The organism is Streptomyces actinomycinicus, from assembly GCF_016741775.1.
In the GTDB taxonomy this organism is placed as follows: Bacteria; Actinomycetota; Actinomycetes; order Streptomycetales; family Streptomycetaceae; genus Streptomyces; species Streptomyces actinomycinicus.
The window spans coordinates 42,590-64,262 of record NZ_JAERRK010000015.1 but is presented as its reverse complement, the minus strand read 5'-3'; the positions used below and the strand labels follow the sequence as shown (position 1 = coordinate 64,262).

19 protein-coding genes are annotated in these 21,673 nt (G+C 73.4%); 5 read left to right on the top strand and 14 right to left on the bottom strand.

Annotated features, from left to right (window positions below):
- Positions 1 to 117: 117 nt before the first annotated feature.
- The 7 genes from pheT to infC all read right to left on the bottom strand — a co-directional run bounded on the left by pheT (position 118) and on the right by infC (position 7,639).
- Positions 118 to 2,640 (bottom strand): phenylalanine--tRNA ligase subunit beta, encoded by a 2,523-nt coding sequence (gene pheT / locus JK359_RS25505; RefSeq protein WP_201840145.1) that lies wholly within the window; start codon positions 2,638 to 2,640, stop codon positions 118 to 120.
- The gene (gene pheS / locus JK359_RS25500; protein WP_201840142.1) at positions 2,640 to 3,761 is read right to left on the bottom strand and encodes a phenylalanine--tRNA ligase subunit alpha; all 1,122 of its coding nucleotides are present in this window, start codon (positions 3,759 to 3,761) and stop codon (positions 2,640 to 2,642) included. Before pheS ends, pheT begins: the two co-directional genes overlap by 1 nt.
- Positions 3,762 to 3,918: 157 nt before the next feature.
- Positions 3,919 to 5,055, bottom strand: a complete 1,137-nt coding sequence (locus JK359_RS25495; protein WP_201840139.1) for a sensor histidine kinase — start codon at positions 5,053 to 5,055, stop codon at positions 3,919 to 3,921.
- 50 nt (positions 5,056 to 5,105) lie between these two features.
- On the bottom strand, positions 5,106 to 5,966 hold the full coding sequence (locus tag JK359_RS25490; protein ID WP_201840136.1) for a TrmH family RNA methyltransferase: 861 nt from the start codon (positions 5,964 to 5,966) through the stop codon (positions 5,106 to 5,108).
- Between the two features lie 237 nt (positions 5,967 to 6,203).
- Positions 6,204 to 6,587: a 50S ribosomal protein L20 gene (gene rplT / locus JK359_RS25485; protein WP_004002577.1), complete on the bottom strand. Its 384-nt coding sequence runs from the start codon at positions 6,585 to 6,587 to the stop codon at positions 6,204 to 6,206.
- A 105-nt stretch (positions 6,588 to 6,692) separates the two neighbouring features.
- Entirely contained in the window at positions 6,693 to 6,887 is a 195-nt protein-coding gene (rpmI, locus tag JK359_RS25480; RefSeq protein ID WP_004933563.1) for a 50S ribosomal protein L35, read from the bottom strand.
- Between the two features lie 113 nt (positions 6,888 to 7,000).
- A complete protein-coding gene (gene infC, locus JK359_RS25475) occupies positions 7,001 to 7,639 on the bottom strand; it encodes a translation initiation factor IF-3 (protein WP_229854162.1) in 639 nt (212 codons plus the stop codon).
- A 367-nt stretch (positions 7,640 to 8,006) separates the two neighbouring features.
- Here infC and JK359_RS25470 point away from each other — a divergent pair, with 367 nt between their 5' ends.
- The gene (locus JK359_RS25470; RefSeq protein WP_201840133.1) at positions 8,007 to 8,363 is read left to right on the top strand and encodes a DUF1844 domain-containing protein; all 357 of its coding nucleotides are present in this window, start codon (positions 8,007 to 8,009) and stop codon (positions 8,361 to 8,363) included.
- Position 8,364: 1 nt separating this feature from the next.
- Here the strand turns inward: JK359_RS25470 and JK359_RS25465 are convergent, their stop codons facing one another.
- Positions 8,365 to 9,096 (bottom strand): SseB family protein, encoded by a 732-nt coding sequence (locus JK359_RS25465; protein ID WP_201840130.1) that lies wholly within the window; start codon positions 9,094 to 9,096, stop codon positions 8,365 to 8,367.
- Positions 9,097 to 9,380: 284 nt separating this feature from the next.
- On the opposite strand from JK359_RS25465, the gene JK359_RS25460 reads away from it, so the two are divergent.
- Positions 9,381 to 10,115 carry a serine hydrolase gene (locus tag JK359_RS25460; protein WP_372445473.1) on the top strand — a complete coding sequence of 245 codons (735 nt, stop codon included), beginning with the start codon at positions 9,381 to 9,383 and terminating at the stop codon, positions 10,113 to 10,115.
- A gap of 281 nt (positions 10,116 to 10,396) precedes the next feature.
- Here the strand turns inward: JK359_RS25460 and mycP are convergent, their stop codons facing one another.
- Both mycP and JK359_RS25450 read right to left on the bottom strand, forming a co-directional pair.
- A complete protein-coding gene (mycP, locus tag JK359_RS25455; protein WP_201840127.1) occupies positions 10,397 to 11,575 on the bottom strand; it encodes a type VII secretion-associated serine protease mycosin in 1,179 nt (392 codons plus the stop codon).
- Entirely contained in the window at positions 11,572 to 12,480 is a 909-nt protein-coding gene (locus JK359_RS25450; RefSeq protein WP_307788277.1) for a hypothetical protein, read from the bottom strand. The genes mycP and JK359_RS25450 overlap by 4 nt, the downstream gene beginning before the upstream one ends.
- Positions 12,481 to 14,021: 1,541 nt before the next feature.
- Here JK359_RS25450 and JK359_RS25445 point away from each other — a divergent pair.
- Positions 14,022 to 15,224, top strand: a complete 1,203-nt coding sequence (locus tag JK359_RS25445) for an amino acid deaminase/aldolase (protein ID WP_201840125.1) — start codon at positions 14,022 to 14,024, stop codon at positions 15,222 to 15,224.
- Positions 15,225 to 15,231: 7 nt separating this feature from the next.
- Here the strand turns inward: JK359_RS25445 and JK359_RS25440 are convergent, their stop codons facing one another.
- The 4 genes from JK359_RS25440 to JK359_RS25425 are packed head-to-tail and all read right to left on the bottom strand — an operon-like array spanning position 15,232 to position 20,084.
- Positions 15,232 to 16,524, bottom strand: a complete 1,293-nt coding sequence (locus JK359_RS25440; RefSeq protein WP_201840123.1) for an HAD family hydrolase — start codon at positions 16,522 to 16,524, stop codon at positions 15,232 to 15,234.
- A 25-nt stretch (positions 16,525 to 16,549) separates the two neighbouring features.
- Positions 16,550 to 17,341 (bottom strand): 3-oxoacyl-ACP reductase, encoded by a 792-nt coding sequence (locus JK359_RS25435; protein ID WP_201840121.1) that lies wholly within the window; start codon positions 17,339 to 17,341, stop codon positions 16,550 to 16,552.
- On the bottom strand, positions 17,338 to 18,711 hold the full coding sequence (locus JK359_RS25430) for an aldehyde dehydrogenase family protein (RefSeq protein WP_201840119.1): 1,374 nt from the start codon (positions 18,709 to 18,711) through the stop codon (positions 17,338 to 17,340). Before JK359_RS25430 ends, JK359_RS25435 begins: the two co-directional genes overlap by 4 nt.
- Positions 18,712 to 18,719: 8 nt before the next feature.
- Positions 18,720 to 20,084 carry a glutamine synthetase family protein gene (locus tag JK359_RS25425; protein ID WP_201840117.1) on the bottom strand — a complete coding sequence of 455 codons (1,365 nt, stop codon included), beginning with the start codon at positions 20,082 to 20,084 and terminating at the stop codon, positions 18,720 to 18,722.
- Between the two features lie 95 nt (positions 20,085 to 20,179).
- On the opposite strand from JK359_RS25425, the gene JK359_RS25420 reads away from it, so the two are divergent.
- Positions 20,180 to 20,917: a FadR/GntR family transcriptional regulator gene (locus JK359_RS25420; RefSeq protein WP_201840115.1), complete on the top strand. Its 738-nt coding sequence runs from the start codon at positions 20,180 to 20,182 to the stop codon at positions 20,915 to 20,917.
- Positions 20,918 to 20,969: 52 nt separating this feature from the next.
- Complete coding sequence (locus JK359_RS25415; RefSeq protein ID WP_201840112.1) at positions 20,970 to 21,656, top strand: gamma-glutamyl-gamma-aminobutyrate hydrolase family protein; 687 nt, start codon at positions 20,970 to 20,972, stop codon at positions 21,654 to 21,656.
- The last annotated feature ends 17 nt before the right edge of the window (positions 21,657 to 21,673 follow it).

The following is a 21,673-nucleotide window of genomic DNA, read 5'->3' as shown; positions in this document are numbered from 1 at the left end:
CAACCTGCATTTATGCAGCTGACACCGGGGTCGGCGGGCCCCGGAGGGCGCGGGGAACTGCGCGGGCCGGCCACGGCACACCCGCAGCCGGCCCGCGCGCACAACCCCGTGCGGCGCTCAGCCGCGCAGCACCGCACCCGTCCGCTCGCCCGCGAGGGCGACCGCCGCATCCCGCGCGGCCGACGCCTCGTCCACCGTCAGCGTCCGGTCACCGGCCCGGAACCGCAGCGCGTACGCCAGCGACTTCTTGCCGTCGCCCAGCTGCTCGGCGTTCTCGTACACGTCGAACAGCCGGATGGACTCCAGCAGCTCGCCCGCGCCCTCGCGCAGCGCCGCCTCGACCTCGGCCGCGGGTACCGGCTTGTCGACGACGAGAGCGACGTCCTGCGTGGCCACCGGGAACGTGGAGATGCTCGGCGCCTGCGGAGCACCGTCGCCCACCGCCTCCAGGGCGTCCAGGTCCAGCTCCATCGCGCACGTGCGCTCGGGCAGGCCCAGGGCCTTCAGGACACGCGGGTGCAGTTCTCCTGCGTGTCCCACGACCTGCTCGGTGCCGTCGGCGACGACCACCAGCTCGGCGCAGCGGCCGGGGTGCCAGGGACCGTAGGCGCCCTTGCGCACGACCAGCTCCGCGCCGGCCTCGCGCGCCACGGCGCGGGCCGCCTCGACGGCGTCGGCCCACCCGGCCGGACGGCCGCCGCCCCACCAGCCGGACTGCTCGCGAGCGCCCGTGAGGACGGCGGCGACGTGCCGCGGCTGGTCGGGCAGCGCTGCGTTCAGCGCGGCCAGCTCCTCGTCGGTGGGACGCCGGTCGACGGGCAGGTGCGTGGCGACGCGCTGCTCCGCGCGCGGGAGGAAGACCAGCCCGGTCTCGAACAGGGCGAGGTCGTGCGCGCCCCGGCCGGCGTTGCGCCGCAGCGCACCGAGCAGACCCGGCAGCAGCGTGGTGCGCAGCGCGGGCTCCTCGTCGTTGAGCGGGTTGACCAGCTTCACGACGCGGCGGGCCGGGTCGTCGGCCTCCAGGCCGAGCTGGTCGAAGACCTGCTCGCCGATGAACGGGTAGTTCGGCGCCTCGACGTAGCCCGCGCCGGCCAGGGCCCGGCCGACCCGGCGGTGCAGCCGCTGGCGGTGGGTCAGACCGCGCTGCGAGGGCAGCTTGGGCAGCGTGGAGGGCAGGTTCTCGTAGCCCTCCAGCCGGATGACCTCTTCGGCCAGGTCGTTGGCGTCGACGAGGTCGGGGCGCCAGGACGGGACGGTGACGATCAGCTCGTCCTGCCCGTACACGTCGCAGCCGACCTCCTGGAGGCGGCGCACGACCGTCTCGCGGCCGTACTCGACGCCCGCCACCTTGTCCGGGTGGTCGGCCGGGACGGTGATCGTGTGCGGGGCCGAGGGCGCGATGATCTCGGTGACGCCGGCCTCCGCGGTGCCGCCCGCGAGGAGCACCAGCAGGTCCACGGTGCGCTGCGCGGCGGCCGCGGCGGCCTGCGGGTCGACGCCGCGCTCGAAGCGGCGGGACGCCTCGGACAGCAGCTTGTGGCGGCGGCCGGTGCGGGCGACCGACACGGCGTTGAAGTGGGCCGCCTCGATGACCACGTCGGTGGTGGCGTTCGCCCCGTTCCCCGTGGCGTCGTGGTCGGCGATCTCCGTGTTGGCGCCGCCCATGACGCCGGCGAGGCCGATGGGGCCGCGCTCGTCGGTGATGACCAGGTCCTCGGCGTGCAGCTTGCGCTCGACGCCGTCGAGGGTGACGAGCTTCTCGCCCTCCTGGGCCCGGCGGACGCCGATGGTGCCCTGGACCAGGGCCCGGTCGTAGGCGTGCAGCGGCTGGCCCAGCTCCATCATCACGTAGTTGGTGATGTCGACGGCGAGCGAGATCGGGCGCATGCCGACCTTCTGCAGCCGGCGCTGCAGCCAGATCGGGGAGCGTGCCTCGGGGCTCAGGCCGGTGACCGTGCGGGCGGTGAAGCGGTCGCAGCCCGCGGCGTCGGAGACCTGCACCGGGTAGCCGTAGGCGTTCGGGGCCGGGACGTCGATCAGGGCCGGGTCGCGCAGCGGCAGGCCGTAGGCGATGGCCGTCTCACGGGCGACACCGCGGATGGACAGGCAGTCGCCGCGGTTGGCGGTGACGGCGATGTCCAGGACCTCGTCGACCAGCTCGAGCAGCTCGATGGCGTCCTTGCCGACCTCGGTCTCGGGGGGCAGCACGATGATGCCGTGGTTGCCGTCGTCGCCCATGCCCAGCTCGTCGCTGGAGCAGATCATGCCGTGGGACGTCTTGCCGTAGGTCTTGCGGGCGGCGATGGAGAAGCCGCCGGGCAGCGTGGCGCCGGGGAGGACCACGACGACCTTGTCGCCGACGGCGAAGTTGCGGGCGCCGCAGACGATCTCCTGGGGCTCGCCGGTGCCGTTGGCCTGGCCCACGTCGACGGTGCAGAACCGGATCGGCTTCTTGAAGCCCTCCAGTTCCTCGATGGTCAGCACCTGGCCGACGACCAGCGGGCCCTTGAGGTCGGCGCCGAGCTGCTCGACGGTCTCGACCTCCAGGCCTGCCGAGATGAGCTTGGCCTGGACGTCACGGCCGGTCTCGGTGGCCGGCAGGTCGACGTACTCCCGCAGCCAAGAAAGCGGGACCCGCATCAGATCTCCATCCCGAACGGCCGGGTGAACCGGACGTCACCCTCGACCATGTCTCGCATGTCTTCGACGTTGTGGCGGAACATCAGCATCCGCTCGATGCCGAACCCGAAGGCGAAACCGCTGTACTTCTCCGGGTCGACGCCGCAGGCGGCCAGCACCCGCGGGTTGACCATGCCGCAGCCGCCCAGCTCGATCCAGCCTTCGCTGGAGCAGGTGCGGCAGGGCCGGTCGGGGTTGCCGACGGACTCGCCCTTGCACACGTAGCAGAGCATGTCCATCTCGGCGCTCGGCTCGGTGAAGGGGAAGAAGTTCGGCCGCAGCCGGGTCTTCATGCCCTCGCCGAACAGCGACTGGACCATGTGGTCCAGGGTGCCCTTGAGGTCGGCCATGGTCAGGCCCTCGTCGACGGCGAGCAGCTCGACCTGGTGGAAGACCGGGGTGTGCGTGGCGTCCAGCTCGTCGGTGCGGTACACCCGGCCGGGGCAGATCACGTAGACCGGCAGCTCACGGTCGAGCAGCGAGCGGATCTGCACGGGCGAGGTGTGGGTGCGCAGCACGACACCGGACTCCGTGCCGCCGTCGGGGCCCTGCACGAAGAAGGTGTCGGCCTCGCCGCGGGCCGGGTGGTCCGGGCCGATGTTGAGGGCGTCGAAGTTGAACCACTCGGCCTCGACCTGCGGACCCTCGGCGACCTCGTAGCCCATGGCCACGAAGATGTCCTCGATGCGGTCCGAGAGCGTGGTCAGCGGGTGCCGGGCGCCGGCCGGGACGCGGTCGTACGGCAGCGTGACGTCGACGTCCTCCTCGACCAGCACGCGGGCGTCCCGCTCGGCCTCCAGTTCGGCCTGGCGGGCGGCGAGGGCCTTGTTGACGGCGCCGCGGGCCATGCCGACGCGCTTGCCGGCCTCGGCCTTGGCGTGCGGGGGCAGGGCGCCGATCTCGCGGTTGGCGAGGGCCAGCGGGGAGGCGGGGCCGGTGTGGGCGACCTTGGCCTCGTGGAGCGCGTCGAGGGAGTCCGCGGCGGCGAAGGCGGCGAGCGCCTCGTCCCGCATGCGCTCGATCTCTTCCGGTTTCAACGCCTCGACCTCGACAGGGTCGTACGACTTATTGGGTGCCGACATCTCTTCCCGTGCTTCCGATTGGCTGGCGGACGGTCCCCGTCACCGACTCAGGCACTCCCAGAAACTCGCCGGGCTTCTGCGCGGGCCGTGTGAAGGACACAAAGGTGCCAAAGGCCGAGTCTAACGGGGTGGGGGTGGACGAATGGCCCGTGGGCCGCTAGGCGAGATACGCCGGCGCGCTCACGGGCAGCGTAAACCGGAACTCGGCGCCGCCTTCGGGGGCGCGGCCGACGGTGATGGTGCCGCCGTGGGCCTCCACGATGCCTTTGACGATGTACAGCCCGAGACCGGTGCCGCCGCGCTTGCTGCCCCGCCAGAAGCGGGTGAAGACGCGGTTCATGGACTCCTCCGGGATGCCGGGCCCCTCGTCGCTCACCGTGACCGACGTGCCGGTTTCCTCGCCCTCGCGCGGGGACGCCGAGGGCGTGACGTCAATGGTGACGGTTCCCTCGCCGTGCCGCACGGCATTTTCGATGAGGTTGCTGAGGACCTGGTCGATCTTGTCGGGGTCGGCCCACAGGTCGGGCAGCGGCTGCTCGATGCGGAGCAGGAAGCGGTCGGCGCGCTGGCCGGCGGCGACGTAGGCCTGGATGTGCCGGGAGACGGCGGCTCCGATGTCGACGGGCTGGCGGCGCACCTCCAGCCGTCCGGAATCGATCCGGGAGATGTCGAGCAGCTCGGCGATGAGCCGGGTGACGCGGTCGGCGTCGGCGTCCACGGTCTCCAGCATGAGGCGCTTCTGGTCGTCGGTGAAGCGTTCCCACTTGGCGAGGAGGGTGGCGGTGAAGCCCTTCACGGAGGTCAGCGGGGAGCGCAGCTCGTGCGCGACGGTGGCGATCAGCTCGGCGTGGCTGCGCTCGGTGCGGCGGCGGGCCTCGGTGTCCCGCACGGAGACGGCGACGCGCCGCACCGGCCCCAACGGCTCGTCGCGCACGTAGCGGGCGGAGACGAGGACCTCCCGGCCGCCGGGCAGCAGCAGGTTGCGCTCGGGCTGCCGCTTGCGGATGGCGAGCCCGCCGTAGGGGTCGGTGAGCTGCCACCAGCGGCGCCCCTCGAGATCCTCTAACGGCAGCGCCTTCTCCAGGGACTGTCCGAGGGCTTCCGCGGGCCGTACGGCGGTGATGCGGGCGGCGGCGGCGTTGAAGCAGACCACGCGGCCGTGCGCGTCGGCGACGACGAGGCCGTCGGGCAGCTCGTCGGGGTCGACGGCGAGGCCGGGCTCGCCCTGTCCCGGCGCGGGTGTGCACTGCATGTCCCGTCCCTCCGGCGTGGTGCTTGTGCCGGCCACACTCATCCCCGTACCCCACCTCTCAGACGGCGCAGGGCCCCGAGCTGGTCAGCCTACTAGCTCTGGGTGACGGTTCGGCACCCTCCGGAGGCGCGCTGTGCCCGGGCCGATGCGTAGAGACATACGGCGGCGGCCGTGGCGAGGTTCAGGCTCTCGGCTTTTCCGTGGATGGGGACGCGGACGACGGCGTCGGCGAGGGCGCGGGTCTCCTCCGGGAGCCCCCAGGCCTCGTTGCCGAACACCCAGGCGCTGGGCCCGCCCATGGTGCCCTTGTCCAGTTCCTCGTCGAGGTCGCGGTCCCCGGCTCCGTCGGCGGCGAGGATGCGCACGCCGGCGGCCTTGAGTCCCTCGACGGCCTCCTCGACCGGGACGCCGACGGCCACCGGGAGGTGGAACAGGGAGCCGACGGAGGCCCGTACGGCCTTGGGGTTGTACAGGTCGACGGAGGCGTCGGTCAGGACGACGGCCTCGGCGCCGGCGGCGTCGGCGCAGCGGAGCACGGTGCCGGCGTTCCCGGGGTCGCGCACGTGGGCGAGGACGGCGACCAGCCTGGGCCGGGCGGCGAGGATGTCCTCGAAGGGGGTGTCCAGGAACCGGCAGACCCCGACCAGCCCCTGCGGGGTGACGGTGGTGGAGATCTCGGCGATGACCTCTTCCGAGGCCAGGTGCACCCGGGCGCCGGCGCTGCGGGCCTCCCCGACGATGTCGGCGTACCGCTCCGCGGCCTCCACGGTGGCGAACAGCTCGACCAGGGTGGCCTGCCCGCCGGCACGGTGTCCGGCCGCTTCCCTGACGGCCTGCGGCCCCTCCGCGAGGAACAGCCGGTCCTTCCCCCGGAAGTTCCGCTTGGCGAGCCGCCGGGCGGCGGAGACACGGGCGGACCGGGAGGAGATCAGCTCGGGGCTGACGGGGGACATGCTCTTCACCTTCAGGGGAGTCTTCTCTTCATGACGCCGACGGGACTGCCGCCCCGAAGGGGCGCGGGGAACTCCGCGACCGGCCACGACGCACCCGAAAGGGGCGCGGGGAACTGCGCGAACGGCCACGACGCACCGGCAGCCGGCCGGCGGCCGGACCGCCGGGGCAACGACAGGACCCGCAAGCCATACAGCCTGCGGGTCCTTCGGTCACGTCGGCTCAAAGCCAGCGCAGCGTCACGCAGCCTTGGGGGCGTTGACGTCCGACGGCAGCGCCTTCTGCGCGACCTCGACCAGCGCCGCGAAGGCGCCCGCGTCGTTGACGGCCAGCTCGGCCAGGATCTTGCGGTCGACCTCGACGTTCGCGGCCTTCAGACCCTGGATGAAGCGGTTGTAGGTGATGCCGTTGGCGCGGGCAGCGGCGTTGATGCGCTGGATCCACAGCTGACGGAAGTCGCCCTTGCGCTTCTTGCGGTCGTTGTAGTTGTAGACCAGCGAGTGGGTGACCTGCTCCTTGGCCTTGCGGTACAGGCGCGAACGCTGACCGCGGTAGCCGGAGGCCTGCTCGAGGATCGCCCGGCGCTTCTTGTGGGCGTTGACTGCCCGCTTGACGCGTGCCACTTGTTAACTCCTTGTAGCGGGGTCGTGGGTGTACTCACACGACCCGGAAACGACTGGGTCCCGGTCCTGGCGTACGGCGCTCAGTGGATGGCGAGCGCCGCTACGTCACTTGCCGAGAAGCTTCTTGATCTTCGCGGCGTCGCCCGGGGCCATCTCGGCGTTGCCGGTGAGGCGACGCGTGACACGGGACGACTTGTGCTCGAGCAGGTGGCGCTTGCCGGCGCGCTCACGGAGCACCTTGCCGGAGCCGGTGACCTTGAAGCGCTTGCTGGCACCGCTGTGCGACTTGTTCTTCGGCATAGCGCCGTTCTCTCCTCGTCGGTGGCGCTCCGGTGCCCGGTCCTGGAACCGGGCACGGTGGAGCGTCGCTCTCTTGTTTCGGTTACATCCTCGGGGACGGATGTCCCCCGGGATCACGCCTCGGCAGGTTCCTCGGCGGACGCCTCGGCCTCGGCGGGGTTCTGCGAGCGACCGGGGTTGGCCTTCGCCTCCGCCTTGCGGGCCTCCTGCGCCTGACGGGCCTCGGCCATCGCCTCGGTCTTCTTCTTGTGCGGACCGAGAACCATGATCATGTTCCGGCCGTCCTGCTTCGGGTTCGACTCCACGAAACCGAGGTCCTGGACGTCCTCCGCGAGACGCTGCAGCAGTCGGTAGCCCAGCTCGGGGCGGGACTGCTCGCGACCACGGAACATGATCGTGATCTTGACCTTGTCGCCCTGCTTGAGGAACCGGACGACGTGACCCTTCTTGGTGTCATAGTCGTGCGGGTCGATCTTCGGCCGGAGCTTCATCTCCTTGATGACCGTGTGCGCCTGGTTCTTGCGCGCCTCACGGGCCTTCATGGCCGACTCGTACTTGAACTTCCCGTAGTCCATGAGCTTGCAGACGGGCGGACGGGCGTTCGCCGCGACCTCGACCAGGTCCAGGTCGTACTCCTGCGCAAGCTCCAGTGCCTTAGCGAGCGGGACGATGCCCACCTGCTCGCCACTGGGACCGACAAGTCGCACCTCGGGAACGCGAATCCGGTCGTTGATGCGGGGCTCGGCGCTGATGGATCCTCCTCGGTAGCACCACGCGAGTGTCTGGCGGACAACCGCGTAACGTCTGTGTTCGTAAGACCTAACCGCGCCGAAGCACAAAAAATGCCCCGGACGATCACAGGCGGGGCTCCAAAACACAACCGGAGCACCGCCGCGATGCCGCGGGGCGCACTTTCGGGCGACTCCATCGTCCGTACGGAACGATGGTGGCCGCCTGACCGGGTGACCCGCCGCCCCGGGGGGCGGTCAGGTGGGAGATCGGAGCCTCCACTTGTGGGCCGGGCACATGAATGTCCGGCCGGTCGTCTCCCAGATTACCAGGATCGCTTGACAAGGGCTAATTGAGGGGGGCCGGGCGGCACCGCCTATGGTGTGGGGCATGAGTGACACCCCTGCCGAGTCCCCCGACTTCGACGCGATGACCCGGGACATCGCCGAGGTCCCCGCCGTCGAGGTGATCGTGACGGTCGCCGTCAACCTGATGAGCGCCTCCGCCGTGAAGCTCGGGCTCAGCGAGGAGGGCGACAAGTACAAGGACCTGGACGAGGCCCGCAAGCTGATCACCGCGCTCGCCGGCCTCCTGGACGCGAGCGCGACCGAGGTCAGCTCCTTCCACGCGGCGCCGCTGCGCGACGGCTTGAAGTCGCTGCAGCTGGCCTTCCGCGAGGCGTCGGTCGTCCCGGACGAGCCGGGCCAGGGCCCCGGTGAGAAGTACACCGGACCCGTCTACGGCTGACCTACTCCTTCACGTACAAGGGCTCGCCCGGAGGCGTGACCCCGGCCGGCAGCAGTGCCAGGTCGAGGCCGCGCACCAGGCGGGCCCGCAGTGTTTCGTCGGCCGCCAGGCGCTGCGCGACCGCGCGGGCGGCCTCGGCGGGCGCCGCGGCCGGGTCGAGGACGAGGGCGAGGGTGCCGTCGGCCTGCCCCGGCCCGAGGTGCGCGCGCAGTACGGCGGGCTCGGCCGCCACCGCCGTACGGACGGCCTCGACGACGGCCGGGTCCGCGAGCGGGTCGGTGCTGGTGCGGCCCTCGGCGAGGGCGAGCAGCGCGGGCCCGGTCAGCTCGAAGGGCACCGGTCCGGCGAGGTCGAGCACGACCGTGTCGGCCTTCTCGTGCGCGGCTGCCTCCAGCGCCTGGTGCAGCGGTACGGCCACCGGGCGGGCCGCGGGATCCCAGCGGGCGAGGGAGTCCGTGGAGGTGAAGGCGGGCAGCGCGGTGCGGTCGCCGGCCTTCAGGGTGGGGACGGCCATGTCGCTGGTCTTCTCGCGGCGCAGCCCGTTCTCGTCCTCCTCCACCTCGCCGACCACGGCGACGACGGGGACGAGCAGGCGGGCGCTCTTGAGCGCCGCCAGGACGGGCCCGAGGGCGCTGCGGTCCTCGGCCCAGCCGGCGAGCGCGGCGCTCAGCCGGGGATCGGCGGAGCCGTCGTCGTCGGAGAAGCCGGGGTCGGGAATGTTCTTGTTCGCCACGGTCACGACCCTATAGGGGGGAAGCGGCCGCCCCGGCGTGGGGCCGGTCGGGCCCAGACCCGCCCTGTGGCCGCCCACACGCCTTCGTCCGCGGACGTGCCCTGTGCGCGGCGCTCGCCGCCGTCGCCCGTCGCCGTCGGCGGGGTCACGGCCGGCGGCACGGTCCACGGGAAGGAGCGGGCGCGCTGCGGGGCCTACGGGAAGAGCGGGCGCGCTCCGGGGCCGTATCGTCGGCGGCGTCGTCCTCGGCCTCCGTCTCGGCCGGGGCGGGTGAGGAGGCATCCGTGACCGAGCCGGCTGCGGACCGGGACGCACTGCTGAGCACGGCGATGGCCGGGGTGACGGTGCCGTCGGGTGCGGGGGTGTCGGTGGCGGTGCTGGAGCCTGTCTCCGGCGAACGCGCGGTGTACGGCGACGCCGCCTTCGACACGGCAAGCATCGTCAAGGTCGACATCCTGGCAGCGCTGCTGCTCCAGGCGCAGGACGCGGGGCGGGGGCTGACGGGGGCCGAGCAGGCGTACGCCACGAAGATGATCGAGAACAGCGACAACACGTCGGCGACTGAGCTGTGGCACACGATCGGACGGGCGGCCGGGCTCGACGCGGCGAACGAGCGCTTCGGCCTGACGGGGACCTCCGGCGGCGAGGGTGGGCTGTGGGGGCTGACGCAGACCACGGCCGCGGACCAACTGGTGCTGCTGCGGCAGGTGTTCGGGGCGGACTCGAAGCTGAGCGCTGCTTCGCGGGCGTATGTCCAGGGGCTGATGGAGGGGGTGGAGGCCGACCAGCGGTGGGGGGTCTCGGCCGCCGCACGGGGCGGTTCCTGGGCGCTGAAGAACGGGTGGCTGCCGCGTAGCACGACGGGGCTGTGGGACGTGAACAGCATCGGACGGGTGACCGTGGACGGCACCGGCTACCTGGTGGCGGTGCTGTCGAAGGGCACCGGGACCCTGGAGCAGGGCATCACGCTGGTGGAGGCGGCGGCGGGAGCGGCGTTGGCGGCATTCACCGCCACGTGAGCCATCGCTTCCGCGACCGGACGCTTCGAGTCGGCCGCCTCCGGGGCCGTCGTCTCCGGGGCCGCCGCCTTCGGGACCGTCGCCTTCGGGGCTGTCACCCTCGGGGCTGAGCGGTTCGGGGCCGTCGCCTCCGGGGCTGAGCGGTCCGGGGCCGTCGCCTCCGGGGCTGAGCGGTCCGGGGCCGTCACCTTCGGGGCTGAGCGGTTCGGGGCCGTCACCTCGGGGCCGTCACCTTCGGGGCCGTCGCCTTAGGGGCTGAGCGGTCCGGGGGCTGGGGCGGGTCAGATCGACCGTCTGCGGCTCCGCCAGAGGACCACCCCGGCCACCAGGAGGACTCCGCCCGCGCCGCCGGCGAGCGGGGCCGCCCAGTCGGAGGCAACGCCGGTGGCCCGGGCCGTGTCCGGGCCGGCGCCGAAGTACTTGTCGCCGTACGAGGCGGAGTGCAGTTCCTTGGGCGTGAGGCGGGCCGCCTTCCTCAGGGCCGCCGCCGGGTCGATCATGCCGAAGCCCCGGGAGTCGTCACGGCCACCCACCGGGGCGTCCCGCGCGCTGTCCTCCAGGAGTTTCTTGATCTGGGCCGGGGACAGGTCCGGGTGCGCGGACCTGATCAGCGCCGCCGCCCCGGAGACGAAGGCGGAGGCGGCCGACGTGCCCCAGCCCTGGTAGTACTCGTGGTCCGGGTCGGCGATGACGATGTCCACGCCGGGCGCGCTGACCGCGGCGTACCAGCGGCGGGTGGAGAAGGAGGCCCGGGTGCCGTAGCGGTCGACGGCGGTGGCGGCGATGACGCCGGGATAGGCCGCCGGGTACGAGACGTGGTCGCCCTTGTCGCCGCCGTTGCCCGCGGAGGCCACCACGACCACGCCCTTCTTGAGGGCGTACTGCACGGCCTCGTCCTCGCTCGGCTCCGGGTGCGCGGAGTCGGAGTCGTCGCCCAGCGAGAGGTTGATGACGTCGGCGCCGTGGTCGGCGGCCCAGCGGATGCCGTCGGCGAGGGCGTTGCCCCGGGTGGTGCGGGCTTTGGTGCGGGCCGGGTCGCCGTCCTCCAGGATGACCCGCACGGGCAGGATGCGGGCCTCGGGGGCGACCCCCAGCACGCCTTCGCCGTGGCCGGGGCCGTGACCGTGTCCCGCGATGATGCCGGCCATGGCGGTGCCGTGCCGGGCCCAGGTGCGGTCGTAGCGCCGGGCGCCGAAGCCGATCATGTCCTTGGCCTGCAGGACGTTCCCGGCGAGGTCCGGGTGGTCGGCGTCGACGCCGGTGTCCAGGACGGCGACCGTGACGCCCTGCCCCTTGGTGGTCCGCCAGGCCTCCTCCAGGTGGAGGCCGGACAGGGCCCACTGCTGGGCGCGGATGCCGTCGGCGCGGGCGGCGGTGGCCGGCAGCAGCGCGAGGGCGCCGGCGAGCAGCAGGCTCACCGCCGCGCTGATAGTGCGGGCGGCGCTGATCGGTCGCTTCACGAGGGCTTCTCCGTTGCCGTGCCGACGGTCTTGCGCAGGCGCCGTTCGATGCGGTCGGCCAGGCCCTGGGCCTCGTTGCCGAGGCCGGCCTGGGCCGGTGCCGTGGTGACGCCGGAGCGGACCGCCTCCGCGGCGGGTTCCGGCGAGTCGACGGTGCGGCCGTCGGCCCAGCCGGAGACGGCGAAGGCGACGACGGGGGCGTCGGTGAGGACGGAGACGGTCCAGGACGCGCGCTGCTTGTCGCCGAAGACGGCGGCGGCCGTGTCCGGGGCGTGGTAGGCCCGGGGCATGAGGTCGGCGCGGCGGTCCAGGTGCTCGTCGCGGAAGCGGGCGGCGAGCGCGGACATCGCGGCGGGGTCGGCCTTGGTGAAGAGCAGGCCGACGGTGGTGACGTAGGTCTGGGTGGCGTCGGTGTAGGTGGCGCGCAGCAGTCTCCGGCAGCCGACCGGGGCGAGGGCCTTGTGCAGGAGGGGGTCGAAGGCGTGGGCGCAGCCGGTGTCGGGGGCGACGGCGATCCGGGTCCAGGTGCGGTCGGCGCCGCCGGGGCCTGCGCCGGTGCCCTGGACGGTGGGCGGGAACAGCTCGTCCACGGGCACGTTGTGCCAGAGCGTCCCGGCGGTGCTGAAGGCGTTGCCGGCGCTCTCGTCCGCGCCGTCCCCGGTGAGCCAGCTCCCGGTCACGGCACCGCCGATGAGACCGAGGCCGAGCACCAGGCAGGCGGCGGCAGCGGCGGTACGGGGGCCGACGCGGTGCCGGGTCCGTTCACCGGAGGTCGCGGGTTCCGTGAAGGACCCGACGGGCTGGGCGGCGGACCCGGCGCTCCACGAGTGCGCCGGATCGGGCCCGGGCCTCCCGGGCTGCGCCGGCTCCACCGGCCGCCAGGCAGGCCCCTCCTGGCCCCGCACACGACCACCGCTCGCACGACCACCGCTCGCGGGGGCACCGGTCCCGGGGGCACCGGTCCCAGAGGCGGGGACGACGCCGGGTGCGGGGACGACGGCGGGTGCGGGGACGACGGCGGGTGCCGGTGCGGACCCGCTACGGGGGTCGGCGGCCGGCTCCACCGACGCCGGGCGACCGGCCGCGGGCGCGGGGTGTCGGACACCGGCCGACGGCGCGGATGAGACGGCCGGGGCCGACGCGGCGGAGGAGGGAGCTGAGCGAGCCGGGTGCGCCGGGGAAGCGGAGGCGTCCGGGGGGATCGGGCGGAGCCGGGCCGTGGTCTCCGACGGTGTTTCCGCCGGGGCGCCCTGGCCGCGTGCGCCGCTGCGGGGCCGCAGCCGGGCCGTCGTCTCCGCGGCCGCCTCGGAAGGAGCCACCGGCTGACCCACCCACCCGGCGCCGGCACCATCGGCACCATGAGCACCACCGGCACCAGCACCAGCACCAGCACCAGCACCAGCGGACTCCCCCGGAGCCCCTGGCCGGCGAACCCGCCCACTTGGACCGGTCTCGTCCACCCGCACCACCGGCCGACGCACCTGGCGATCAGCACCGGCCGCCCCCACCGGAGCCCCCGGCCGGCGCGGCTGCGCGTCCGGGCGGGCCGGATCTGCCGTGCCGGTTCCGTCACGGCGTGGGGCGGGGCCGGCGCTCGGGCGTGCGTCGGGGAAGCGGGCCGAGGCGGGGGGCGGGGGCGGGCTCGCGGGGGCGGGGACCTCGGGCACGGCCGACTGCCGTGATGCCGGGACACGCGGCTGACCGGCGGCCCTCGCGGGGCCGGACCGGCCGGCGGGCGCGCTGTCGGCGAAGGGCCGGCCGCCGGGCGTGGCGCCGGAGCCGCCGCCGGGCGAGGTGCGCGAGCCGCCGCCGGGCGATGTGCGGGCGGTGTCGCCGGGCGAGGTGCGCGAGCCGTCGCCGGGCGAGGTGCGGGCGGTGTCGCCGGGTGTCGTGCGCGAGCCGTCGCCTGGCGTGGTGCGGGAGGTGTCCCAGGGCGTGGTGCGGGAGGACTCTCGTGGGGTGAAGACGGAAGGTTCGTCGTCGGGGTCGACGTCCGGTGGCCGGCGGAACGGGCGTGGGGGTGCGGACGGCATCGGTGGGCGCTGGGGCGGGGGGCCCGGCGGCACGCGCGGCGCCGTACCCGGGGGTGCCGGTTCGACGCCGTTGTCAGTGGACTGTCCGGGCGGGGTCGACGGACGTCGCGGGACGGGGGCGTGCCGCGCTTCCGTGCTCATGCACCCCCCGTTTCCTCGTGCCCGGGCCGCTCTTTCGTACGCGGGCCGCTGTGCTGCTCGGCCGCGCCCGGTGCTCAAGCTCCTTCCGGGCACGCATACCCGTACGGCCGGAGCGGCATCCCGGTTCATGTGGTGCGCCAGGCGCGTTCCGCCGTTCGTGCGCGTCACTCTACGGGCTGTCGGGGGCCGGGACGGAACCGGTCCGCAGGCCCGGGGCATCTGCCCGGAACGTCCCCCTACCCTGCGGTAATCGTCTCTGGCAGGCTTCCGTCATGACTGCGCCTGCCGCCGACCGGGCCCGTTACGACCGGGCCACCGCCCATCTCGACGCCCCTCTCGCGATCGTGGACCTGGACGCGTTCGCCGCCAATGCCGCCGATCTGGTGCGCCGCGCCGCCGGCAAACCGGTCCGGGTCGCCAGCAAGTCGGTGCGCTGCCGGGCCCTGCTGGAGCGGGTCCTGGCCATGGAGGGCTTCCGGGGCATCATGTCGTTCACCCTGGCCGAGTCGCTGTGGCTCGCGCGTTCCGGGTTCGACGACGTGCTGCTGGCCTACCCGTCGGCCGACCGGGCCGGGTTCGCGGAACTGGCCGCCGATCCCAAGCCGGCCGCCGCCGTCACCGTGATGATCGACGACCCGGCCCAGCTCGATCTCATCGACGCCGCCCGCGACGGCGGGCGTGAAGTGGTGCGGGTCTGCCTGGAGTTGGACACCTCGCTGCAGATGTTCGGCGGCCGGGTGCGGGTCGGGGCCCGGCGCTCGCCCCTGCGCTCCCCCGGCCAACTCGCCGAGCTGGCCCGGTCAGTGGCCCGGCGGCCGGGGTTCCGGCTGGTCGGGATCATGGCGTACGAGGGGCACATAGCCGGGGTCGGGGACGCGGTCGCCGGACGGCCGCTGCGGTCGCGGGTCATCCGGCTGATGCAGGCGACCGCACGGCGGGAGCTGGCGGAGCGGCGGGCCGCGGTCGTCCGGGCGGTCCGGGCCGTCGTGCCGGACCTGGAGTTCGTGAACGGCGGCGGTACCGGCAGCGTGCAGCACACCGCCGCCGAGGACGCGGTGACGGAGATCGCGGCCGGCTCGGGGCTGTACGTGCCGCGCCTGTTCGACAACTACACCTCGTTCACGGGCCGGCCCGCCGCGCTCTTCGCCCAGCCGGTCGTCCGCCGGCCCGGCGTCGGTGTGGTCACCGTGCTCGGCGGCGGCTACCCGGCCTCCGGTGTCGCGGGTCCCGACCGGCTTCCGGTGCCGTACCTGCCGGAGGGGCTGCGGTACGACCCGCAGGAGGGCCCCGGCGAGGTGCAGACCCCGCTGCTCGGCTCACCGGCCGACGATCTGCTCGTCGGCGACAAGGTGTGGTTCCGGCACGCCAAGGCGGGCGAGCTGTGCGAGCGGTTCGACACGCTGCACCTGATCGAGGGCGACACCGTGACGGCGACCGTACCGACCTACCGGGGGGAGGGCCGCACCTTCCTGTGAGCCGCCCTCAGTACGCCGTGTCCGGCTGGTCGGGCAGCGGTGAGCCGTCGGCGCGGCGGACCGGTCCGTGCGTGCCGTCGGGTGCGGTGTACGCCGTGGTCGAGCACGGGTAGGACGCGGGCCGGCGCGGCAGCGGGGCGAGGAACATGGGGTTGACCAGCCAGCGGCCGTCCGCGTCGGCGTAGGCCCGGCACATCAGCTCCGGCTTGTTGCGGTTGATCACGAGGTGGGCTCCGGTGGCGTCGCCGACGAAGGTGACGTCGGTGTCGGCGTCGCCGGCGGCGAGGGCGGGCCGCTGCGCCGCGGGCCGGCGCTGCCAGGCACGCGCGCCCCGGACGCCGTAGACCTCCTGGTTGATCCAGCAGCGTTTGCCGTCGATGTACGGGATGACCGTGCCGCGGCCGCCCGGGACGCCGCCGCAGCCCTCGGTGCGCACGGTGATCCGGCCCCGGCCGTCGAGGACCGGGCGGATGGCGACGGTGTGTGCCGCGTCCACGCCGACCGCGCGGGACCAGACCTCGGTGACGGCCTCGACGCCCGCCGAGACCACGTAGACCCGGAACCCGGCGCGGCGCAGGGTGCGGATCAGGTCGGTCTGCTGGGCGTAGTAGCGGACGTAGGCGGGGACGGTGTGGCTGCCGAGGGTGCGGGTCGCGCCGACGGGGGCGGCCAGGGCCTCGCGGCGGGCGGCGCCGGTGTAGGCGGCGAGGTCGGCGGGGGTGCGGCCGGCGAAGAGCTGGGGCACCCAGGCGTACTGCGGGATCGTGCGCCGGTGGTTCCAGCGGCCCGTGAAGGCGGGGGCGCCGCTCATGGTGGTGGCGTTCTCGCGGATCTCGAGGATCTCGTCCGCGCAGCGCGGCTCGGCGGAGGTCCTCAGGGGCACGCCCGGGCCGGTGCCGCAGGCGGCGGTGAGGGCCCGGTCGGCGGCGTCCGTCAGCCAGGCGCTGGTGTCCTTCCAGCGGGCGGGGCGCAGCAGTGCGTCGTGGCGGAGGGCCCAGGAGAGGGTGGCGTCGGTGACGTCGTTCTTGGTGACCGTGTTGTCCCAGTCGAAGACGGCGACCGCGCCCTTGCGCCCGGAGCAGCTGCCGTACGCGTCGATGACGTGTTGCAGGCGGGCGCGGTTGTCGCCGTACCAACGGGTGCTCAGCCGGGGGCAGTCGGAGGCGGCCGGTGCTGCGGTGGGCGCGGCCGGTGCTGCGGTGGGCGCGGCCGGTGCTGCGGTGGGCGCGGCCGGTGCTGCGGTGGGCGCGGCCGCCAGGGTGGCGGCCGCTGCCAGGGTCCACGCGAGAAGGTGTCGCATATGCGCGGACCGTACACCTTTGTCCCTACATCGGCGTGACGTACGCGCCCGCGATCCCGCCGTCCACCAGGAAGTCGGTGGCGTTGACGAAGGACGAGTCGTCGCTGGCCAGGAAGGCGACCGCGGCGGCGATCTCCTCGGCCTCGGCGAACCGGCCGACCGGGATGTGCACGAGGCGGCGGGCGGCCCGCTCCGGGTCCTTGGCGAACAGCTCCTGCAGGAGCGGGGTGTTCACCGGGCCCGGGCAGAGGGCGTTGACCCGGATGCCCTCGCGGGCGAACTGCACGCCGAGTTCGCGGGACATGGCGAGGACACCGCCCTTGGAGGCCGTGTACGAGATCTGGGACGTGGCCGCGCCCATCCTCGCCACGAAGGACGCGGTGTTGATGATGGAGCCCTTGCCCTGGCGGCGCATGTAGGGGATGGCGGCCTTGCAGCACAGGTAGACGGAGGTGAGGTTGACCTCCTGGACGCGCTTCCAGGCCTCCAGGCCGGTCTCCAGGATGGAGTCGTCGTCGGGCGGCGAGATACCGGCGTTGTTGAAGGCGATGTCGACGCTGCCGTAGGTGTCGTACGCCGCCTTGAACAGCGCCTCGACCTGCTCGGAGTCGGTGACGTCGACCTTGACGAAGAGTCCGCCCACCTCGTCGGCGGCGGCCTTGCCGCGGGCCTCGTCGACGTCGGCGCAGACGACGTTCGCGCCCTCGGAGGCGAGCCGGCGGGCGGCGGCGAGTCCGATGCCGCTGCCGGCTCCGGTGACGACGGCGGTACGGCCGACCAGGCGGCGGCAGACGGTCTCTGCGGTCGTAGCGGTCACTGTGCGGGGCCCTCCGTACTGATGAAGACGTTCTTGGTTTCGGTGAAGGCGGTCAGGGCGTCGGGGCCGAGTTCGCGGCCGAGGCCGGACTGCTGGAAGCCGCCGAACGGTGTGGAGTAGCGGACGCTGGAGTGGGAGTTGACGGACAGGTTGCCCGCGCGGACGGCCTGGGAGACGCGCAGCGCGCGGCCCACGTCCCGGGTCCAGATGGAGCCGGAGAGGCCGTAGGGGGTGTCGTTGGCGAGGCGGACGGCGTCCTGCTCGTCGGTGAACGGCAGGAGGACGGCGACGGGGCCGAAGATCTCCTCACGGGCCGCGGCACTGTCGTGCCGCTCCCCGGTGAGGACGGTCGGCGGGAACCAGAAGCCTGGCCCGTCGGGGGCCGTGCCGCGCAGGGCGGGGGCGTCCTCGGGGACGTAGGACCGTACGCGTTCCAGCTGCTGCCCGGAGATCAGCGGGCCCATCTGCGTCTTCTCGTCGGCCGGGTCGCCGACCACCACGGCGGCCAGCGCGTCGGCGAGGAACTCGCGGGCCTCCTCGTACACCGGCTCCTGGACCAGGACGCGGGTGCGGGCGCAGCAGTCCTGCCCGGAGTTGTCCAGGAACGAGAAGGGGTCGAGGGCGGCCTCCAGATCGGCGTCGGCGAAGACGACATTGGGGCTCTTGCCGCCGAGTTCGAGGGTGAGGCGCTTGGTCTGGTCCGCGCAGAGCGCCATGATGCGCCTGCCGACCCGGGTGGAGCCGGTGAAGACGATCTTGGCGACGCGTGGGTTCCGGACCAGGGCGTCGCCCGCGATGTCACCGCGACCCGGCAGGACCTGGAACAGGTGCTCGGGCAGTCCCGCCTCGAGCGCGAGTTCGGCGAGCCGCAGGGCCGTCAGCGGAGTGGTCTCGGCGGGCTTCAGGAGGACCGCGTTTCCCGCCGCGAGCGCCGGGGCCATGCCCCAGGCGGCGATCGGCATGGGGAAGTTCCAGGGCGCGATGACCCCGACCACCCCGAGCGGTTCGAGAAGCGTGACGTCCAGACCGCCGGCGACGGGGATCTGCCGGCCGGTCAGCCGTTCCACGCCGCCCGCCGCGTAGTCCAGCAGATCGCGGACGTTGCCGGCTTCCCAGCGGGCGTTGCCGATGGTGTGGCCGGCCTCGCGCACCTCCAGCCGGGCGAGTTCCTCGATGTGGTCGTCGACGACGGTGGCGAACCGGCGCAGCAGCCGGGCCCGGTCGCCGGGCGCGAGGGCCGCCCACGTTCGCTGGGCTCGTTCGGCCCGGGACGCAGCCGCGTCGACGTCCTGTTCGGCCGCTCCGGGTACGGTCGCGATCACCTCTTCCGTCGCGGGGTTGAGAACGTCGAGTTCGTACGGTTGGGACACGTCATGCCTCACAAGCGTTCGAAGGAGCGGCGCAGCTCCCAGTCGGTGACCGCGGCGTCGAAGGCCTCGAGTTCGACGCGCGCCATGTTGCGGTAGTGGGCCACGACCTCGTCGCCGAAGGCGGCCTTGGCGACGGGGCTGTTCTCCCAGAGTTCGGCGGCCTCGCGCAGGGTGGTCGGGACGTGCTCGAAGTCCGCGGTGTAGGCGTTGCCGGGGCAGGGCTCGGGGAGTTCCAGCTTCTGCTCGATGCCGTGCAGGCCGGCCGCGACGAGTCCGGCGACGGCCAGGTACGGGTTGACGTCGCCGCCGGGGAGGCGGTTCTCGAAGCGCAGGGAGCGGCCGTGGCCGACCACGCGGAGGGCGCAGGTGCGGTTGTCGTGCCCCCAGGCGACGGCGGTGGGCGCGAAGGAGCCGGGCTGGAAGCGTTTGTAGGAGTTGATGTTCGGCGCGTAGAGCAGCGAGAAGTCGCGCAGGGCGGCGAGCTGTCCGGCGAGGAAGTGCCGCATGACGTCGGACATGCCGCCCTCGCCCTCGCCGGCCATGGCGTTGGAGCCGTCGGCGTCGGCGAGCGAGAGGTGGATGTGGCAGGAGTTGCCCTCGCGCTCGTTGTACTTGGCCATGAAGGTGATCGAGACGCCCTCCTGGGCGGCGATCTCCTTGGCGCCGGTCTTGTACAGGGCGTGCTGGTCGCAGGTGGTGAGGGCCTCGTCGTAGCGGAAGGCGATCTCGTGCTGGCCGGGGTTGCACTCGCCCTTGGCGGACTCGACCGTGAGGCCGGCGCCGGCCATGTCGTTGCGCAGGCGGCGCAGCAGGGGCTCGATGCGGCCGGTGCCGAGGATGGAGTAGTCGATGTTGTACTGGTTGGCCGGGGTGAGCCCCCGGTAGCCCGCGTCCCAGGCCTGTTCGTAGCTGTCCTTGAAGACGATGAACTCCAGCTCGGTGCCGACCTGGGCGGTGTAGCCGAGTTCGGCGAGGCGGTCGAGCTGGCGGCGCAGGATCTGGCGCGGGGCGGCGGCCACCGGGGAGCCGTCGTTCCAGGCGAGGTCGGCGACGAGCAGGGCGGTGCCGGGGTGCCAGGGGATCCGGCGCAGCGTGTGCAGGTCGGGGTGCATGGCGAAGTCGCCGTAGCCGCGGTCCCAGGAGGACATCGCGTAGCCGTCGACGGTGTTCATCTCGGTGTCGACGGCGAGGAGGTAGTTGCAGCCCTCGGTACCGTGCTGCAGGACCTCGTCGAGGAAGAAGCGGGCGGCGAACCGCTTGCCCTGGAGCCGCCCTTGCATGTCGGGGAAGGCCAGGACGACAGTGTCGATCTCACCGCTCGCGACGAGGGCGTGCAGTTCCTCGACGCTGAGCGGGGGTGTGCGGTCTGCCACGGGAGAGCCTCCTTCGGCGCCATCGCGCTTTTTCTGCCGGGCCGGGAGCCATAAGGTATTGCGGAGAACCATTGCTTGGGAAGGGGGTACGCCGGATGTCGCAGGACATGGAGTTCAGCGGGCTGGACGACCGGCTCGCTCCGGTGCTGCGGCCGGTGCGGGCGGGCAACGGCTTCGAGGAGGCGCTGGAGCAGATCCTCCAGGTCGTCCGGCTGGGCCTGGTGCCGGGCGGCGAGCGGCTGCCGGCCGAGCGGGAGCTGGCGGAGCGGCTCGGGATCAGCCGGGTGACGCTGCGCGAGGTCCTGAAGGTGCTGCAGGACCAGGGGCTGGTGGAGGCGCGCCGCGGGCGGTACGGCGGAACGTTCGTGCTGCCGCGCACGGAGGGGGCCGGCGAGGACGAGCTGCGGCGGCGGATCGCCGAGGTCGACGTCGAGGACGTGCTGCGGTTCCGCGAGGTGCTCGAGGTGGGCGCGGCCGGGCTGTGCGCGGCGCACGGGCTGACGGAGGAGCAGGCCGGCCGGCTGCGCGAGGCACTGGACCGCACCCACGGGGCCCCGCTCACGGACTACCGGCGGGCGGACACGCTGCTCCACCTGACGCTGGCCGAGCTGTGCGGCTCACCGTCGCTGACCGCGCAGTACGCGGCGGTCCGGGCCACGGTCAACGACCTCCTGGACTGCATCCCGCTGCTGGTGCGCAACCTGGAGCACTCCCAGCGGCAGCACACCGCGCTGGTGGAGGCGGTGCTGGACGGGGACGCGGACGGGGCGAGGGAGATGATGCGCGAGCACTGCGCGGGGACGGCGGCCCTGCTGCGGGGCTTCCTGACGTGAGCCGGCTCTGCAAAGGTATGCGCGTGAACCTTTGGACTCGGTGGAGGGCAGCATGACCGTACGGCCGCTGATCGGTGTGAGCACGTATCTGGAGAGCGGCGCGCGCTGGGGCGTGTGGGAGCTGGACGCGGCGCTGCTGCCGGCCGGATACCCCCGGCTGGTGCAGCGGGCCGGGGGGCTCGCCGCGATGCTGCCCCCGGACGCGCCCGAGCATGCGGCGGCGGCGGTGGCCCGGCTGGACGGGCTGGTGATCGCGGGCGGCCCGGACGTGGATCCGGCCCGGTACGGCGCCGAGCGCGACCCGCGGACCGGGCCGCCCGCGACGGCACGTGACACGTGGGAACTCGCCCTGATCCGGGCCGCGCTGGACGCCGGGACGCCGCTGCTGGGTGTCTGCCGGGGGATGCAGCTGCTGAACGTGGCCCTCGGCGGAACGCTCGTCCAGCACCTGGACGGACACGCGGAGGTGGTCGGCGTCTTCGGCGGGCACCCGGTGAAGCCGGTACCGGGCACGCTCTACGCCGGGATCGTCCCGGAGGAGCTGATGGTGCCGACGTACCACCACCAGGCGGTGGAACGCCTCGGCGAGGGTCTCGTCCCGTCGGCCTATGCCGAGGACGGCACGGTGGAGGCGGTCGAACTGCCGCCGCAGCGGGGGTGGGTGCTCGGGGTGCAGTGGCATCCGGAGATGGGGGAGGACCTACGGGTGATGCGGGGGCTGGTGACGGCGGGTTCTTGAGCGCGACGGAGGGCGAC

Excerpts from the sequence above, each read along its gene's own strand:
- JK359_RS25415 (WP_201840112.1), top strand. The coding sequence starts at position 20,970 with ATGACCGTACGGCCGCTGATCGGTGTGAGCACGTATCTGGAGAGCGGC.
- JK359_RS25495 (WP_201840139.1), bottom strand. The coding sequence starts at position 5,055 with ATGAGTGTGGCCGGCACAAGCACCACGCCGGAGGGACGGGACATGCAG.
- JK359_RS25490 (WP_201840136.1), bottom strand. The coding sequence starts at position 5,966 with ATGTCCCCCGTCAGCCCCGAGCTGATCTCCTCCCGGTCCGCCCGTGTC.
- JK359_RS25445 (WP_201840125.1), top strand. The coding sequence starts at position 14,022 with ATGACTGCGCCTGCCGCCGACCGGGCCCGTTACGACCGGGCCACCGCC.
- pheS (WP_201840142.1), bottom strand. The coding sequence starts at position 3,761 with ATGTCGGCACCCAATAAGTCGTACGACCCTGTCGAGGTCGAGGCGTTG.
- JK359_RS25470 (WP_201840133.1), top strand. The coding sequence starts at position 8,007 with ATGAGTGACACCCCTGCCGAGTCCCCCGACTTCGACGCGATGACCCGG.
- JK359_RS25440 (WP_201840123.1), bottom strand. The coding sequence starts at position 16,524 with ATGCGACACCTTCTCGCGTGGACCCTGGCAGCGGCCGCCACCCTGGCG.
- JK359_RS25420 (WP_201840115.1), top strand. The coding sequence starts at position 20,180 with ATGTCGCAGGACATGGAGTTCAGCGGGCTGGACGACCGGCTCGCTCCG.
- pheT (WP_201840145.1), bottom strand. The coding sequence starts at position 2,640 with ATGCGGGTCCCGCTTTCTTGGCTGCGGGAGTACGTCGACCTGCCGGCC.
- rpmI (WP_004933563.1), bottom strand. The coding sequence starts at position 6,887 with ATGCCGAAGAACAAGTCGCACAGCGGTGCCAGCAAGCGCTTCAAGGTC.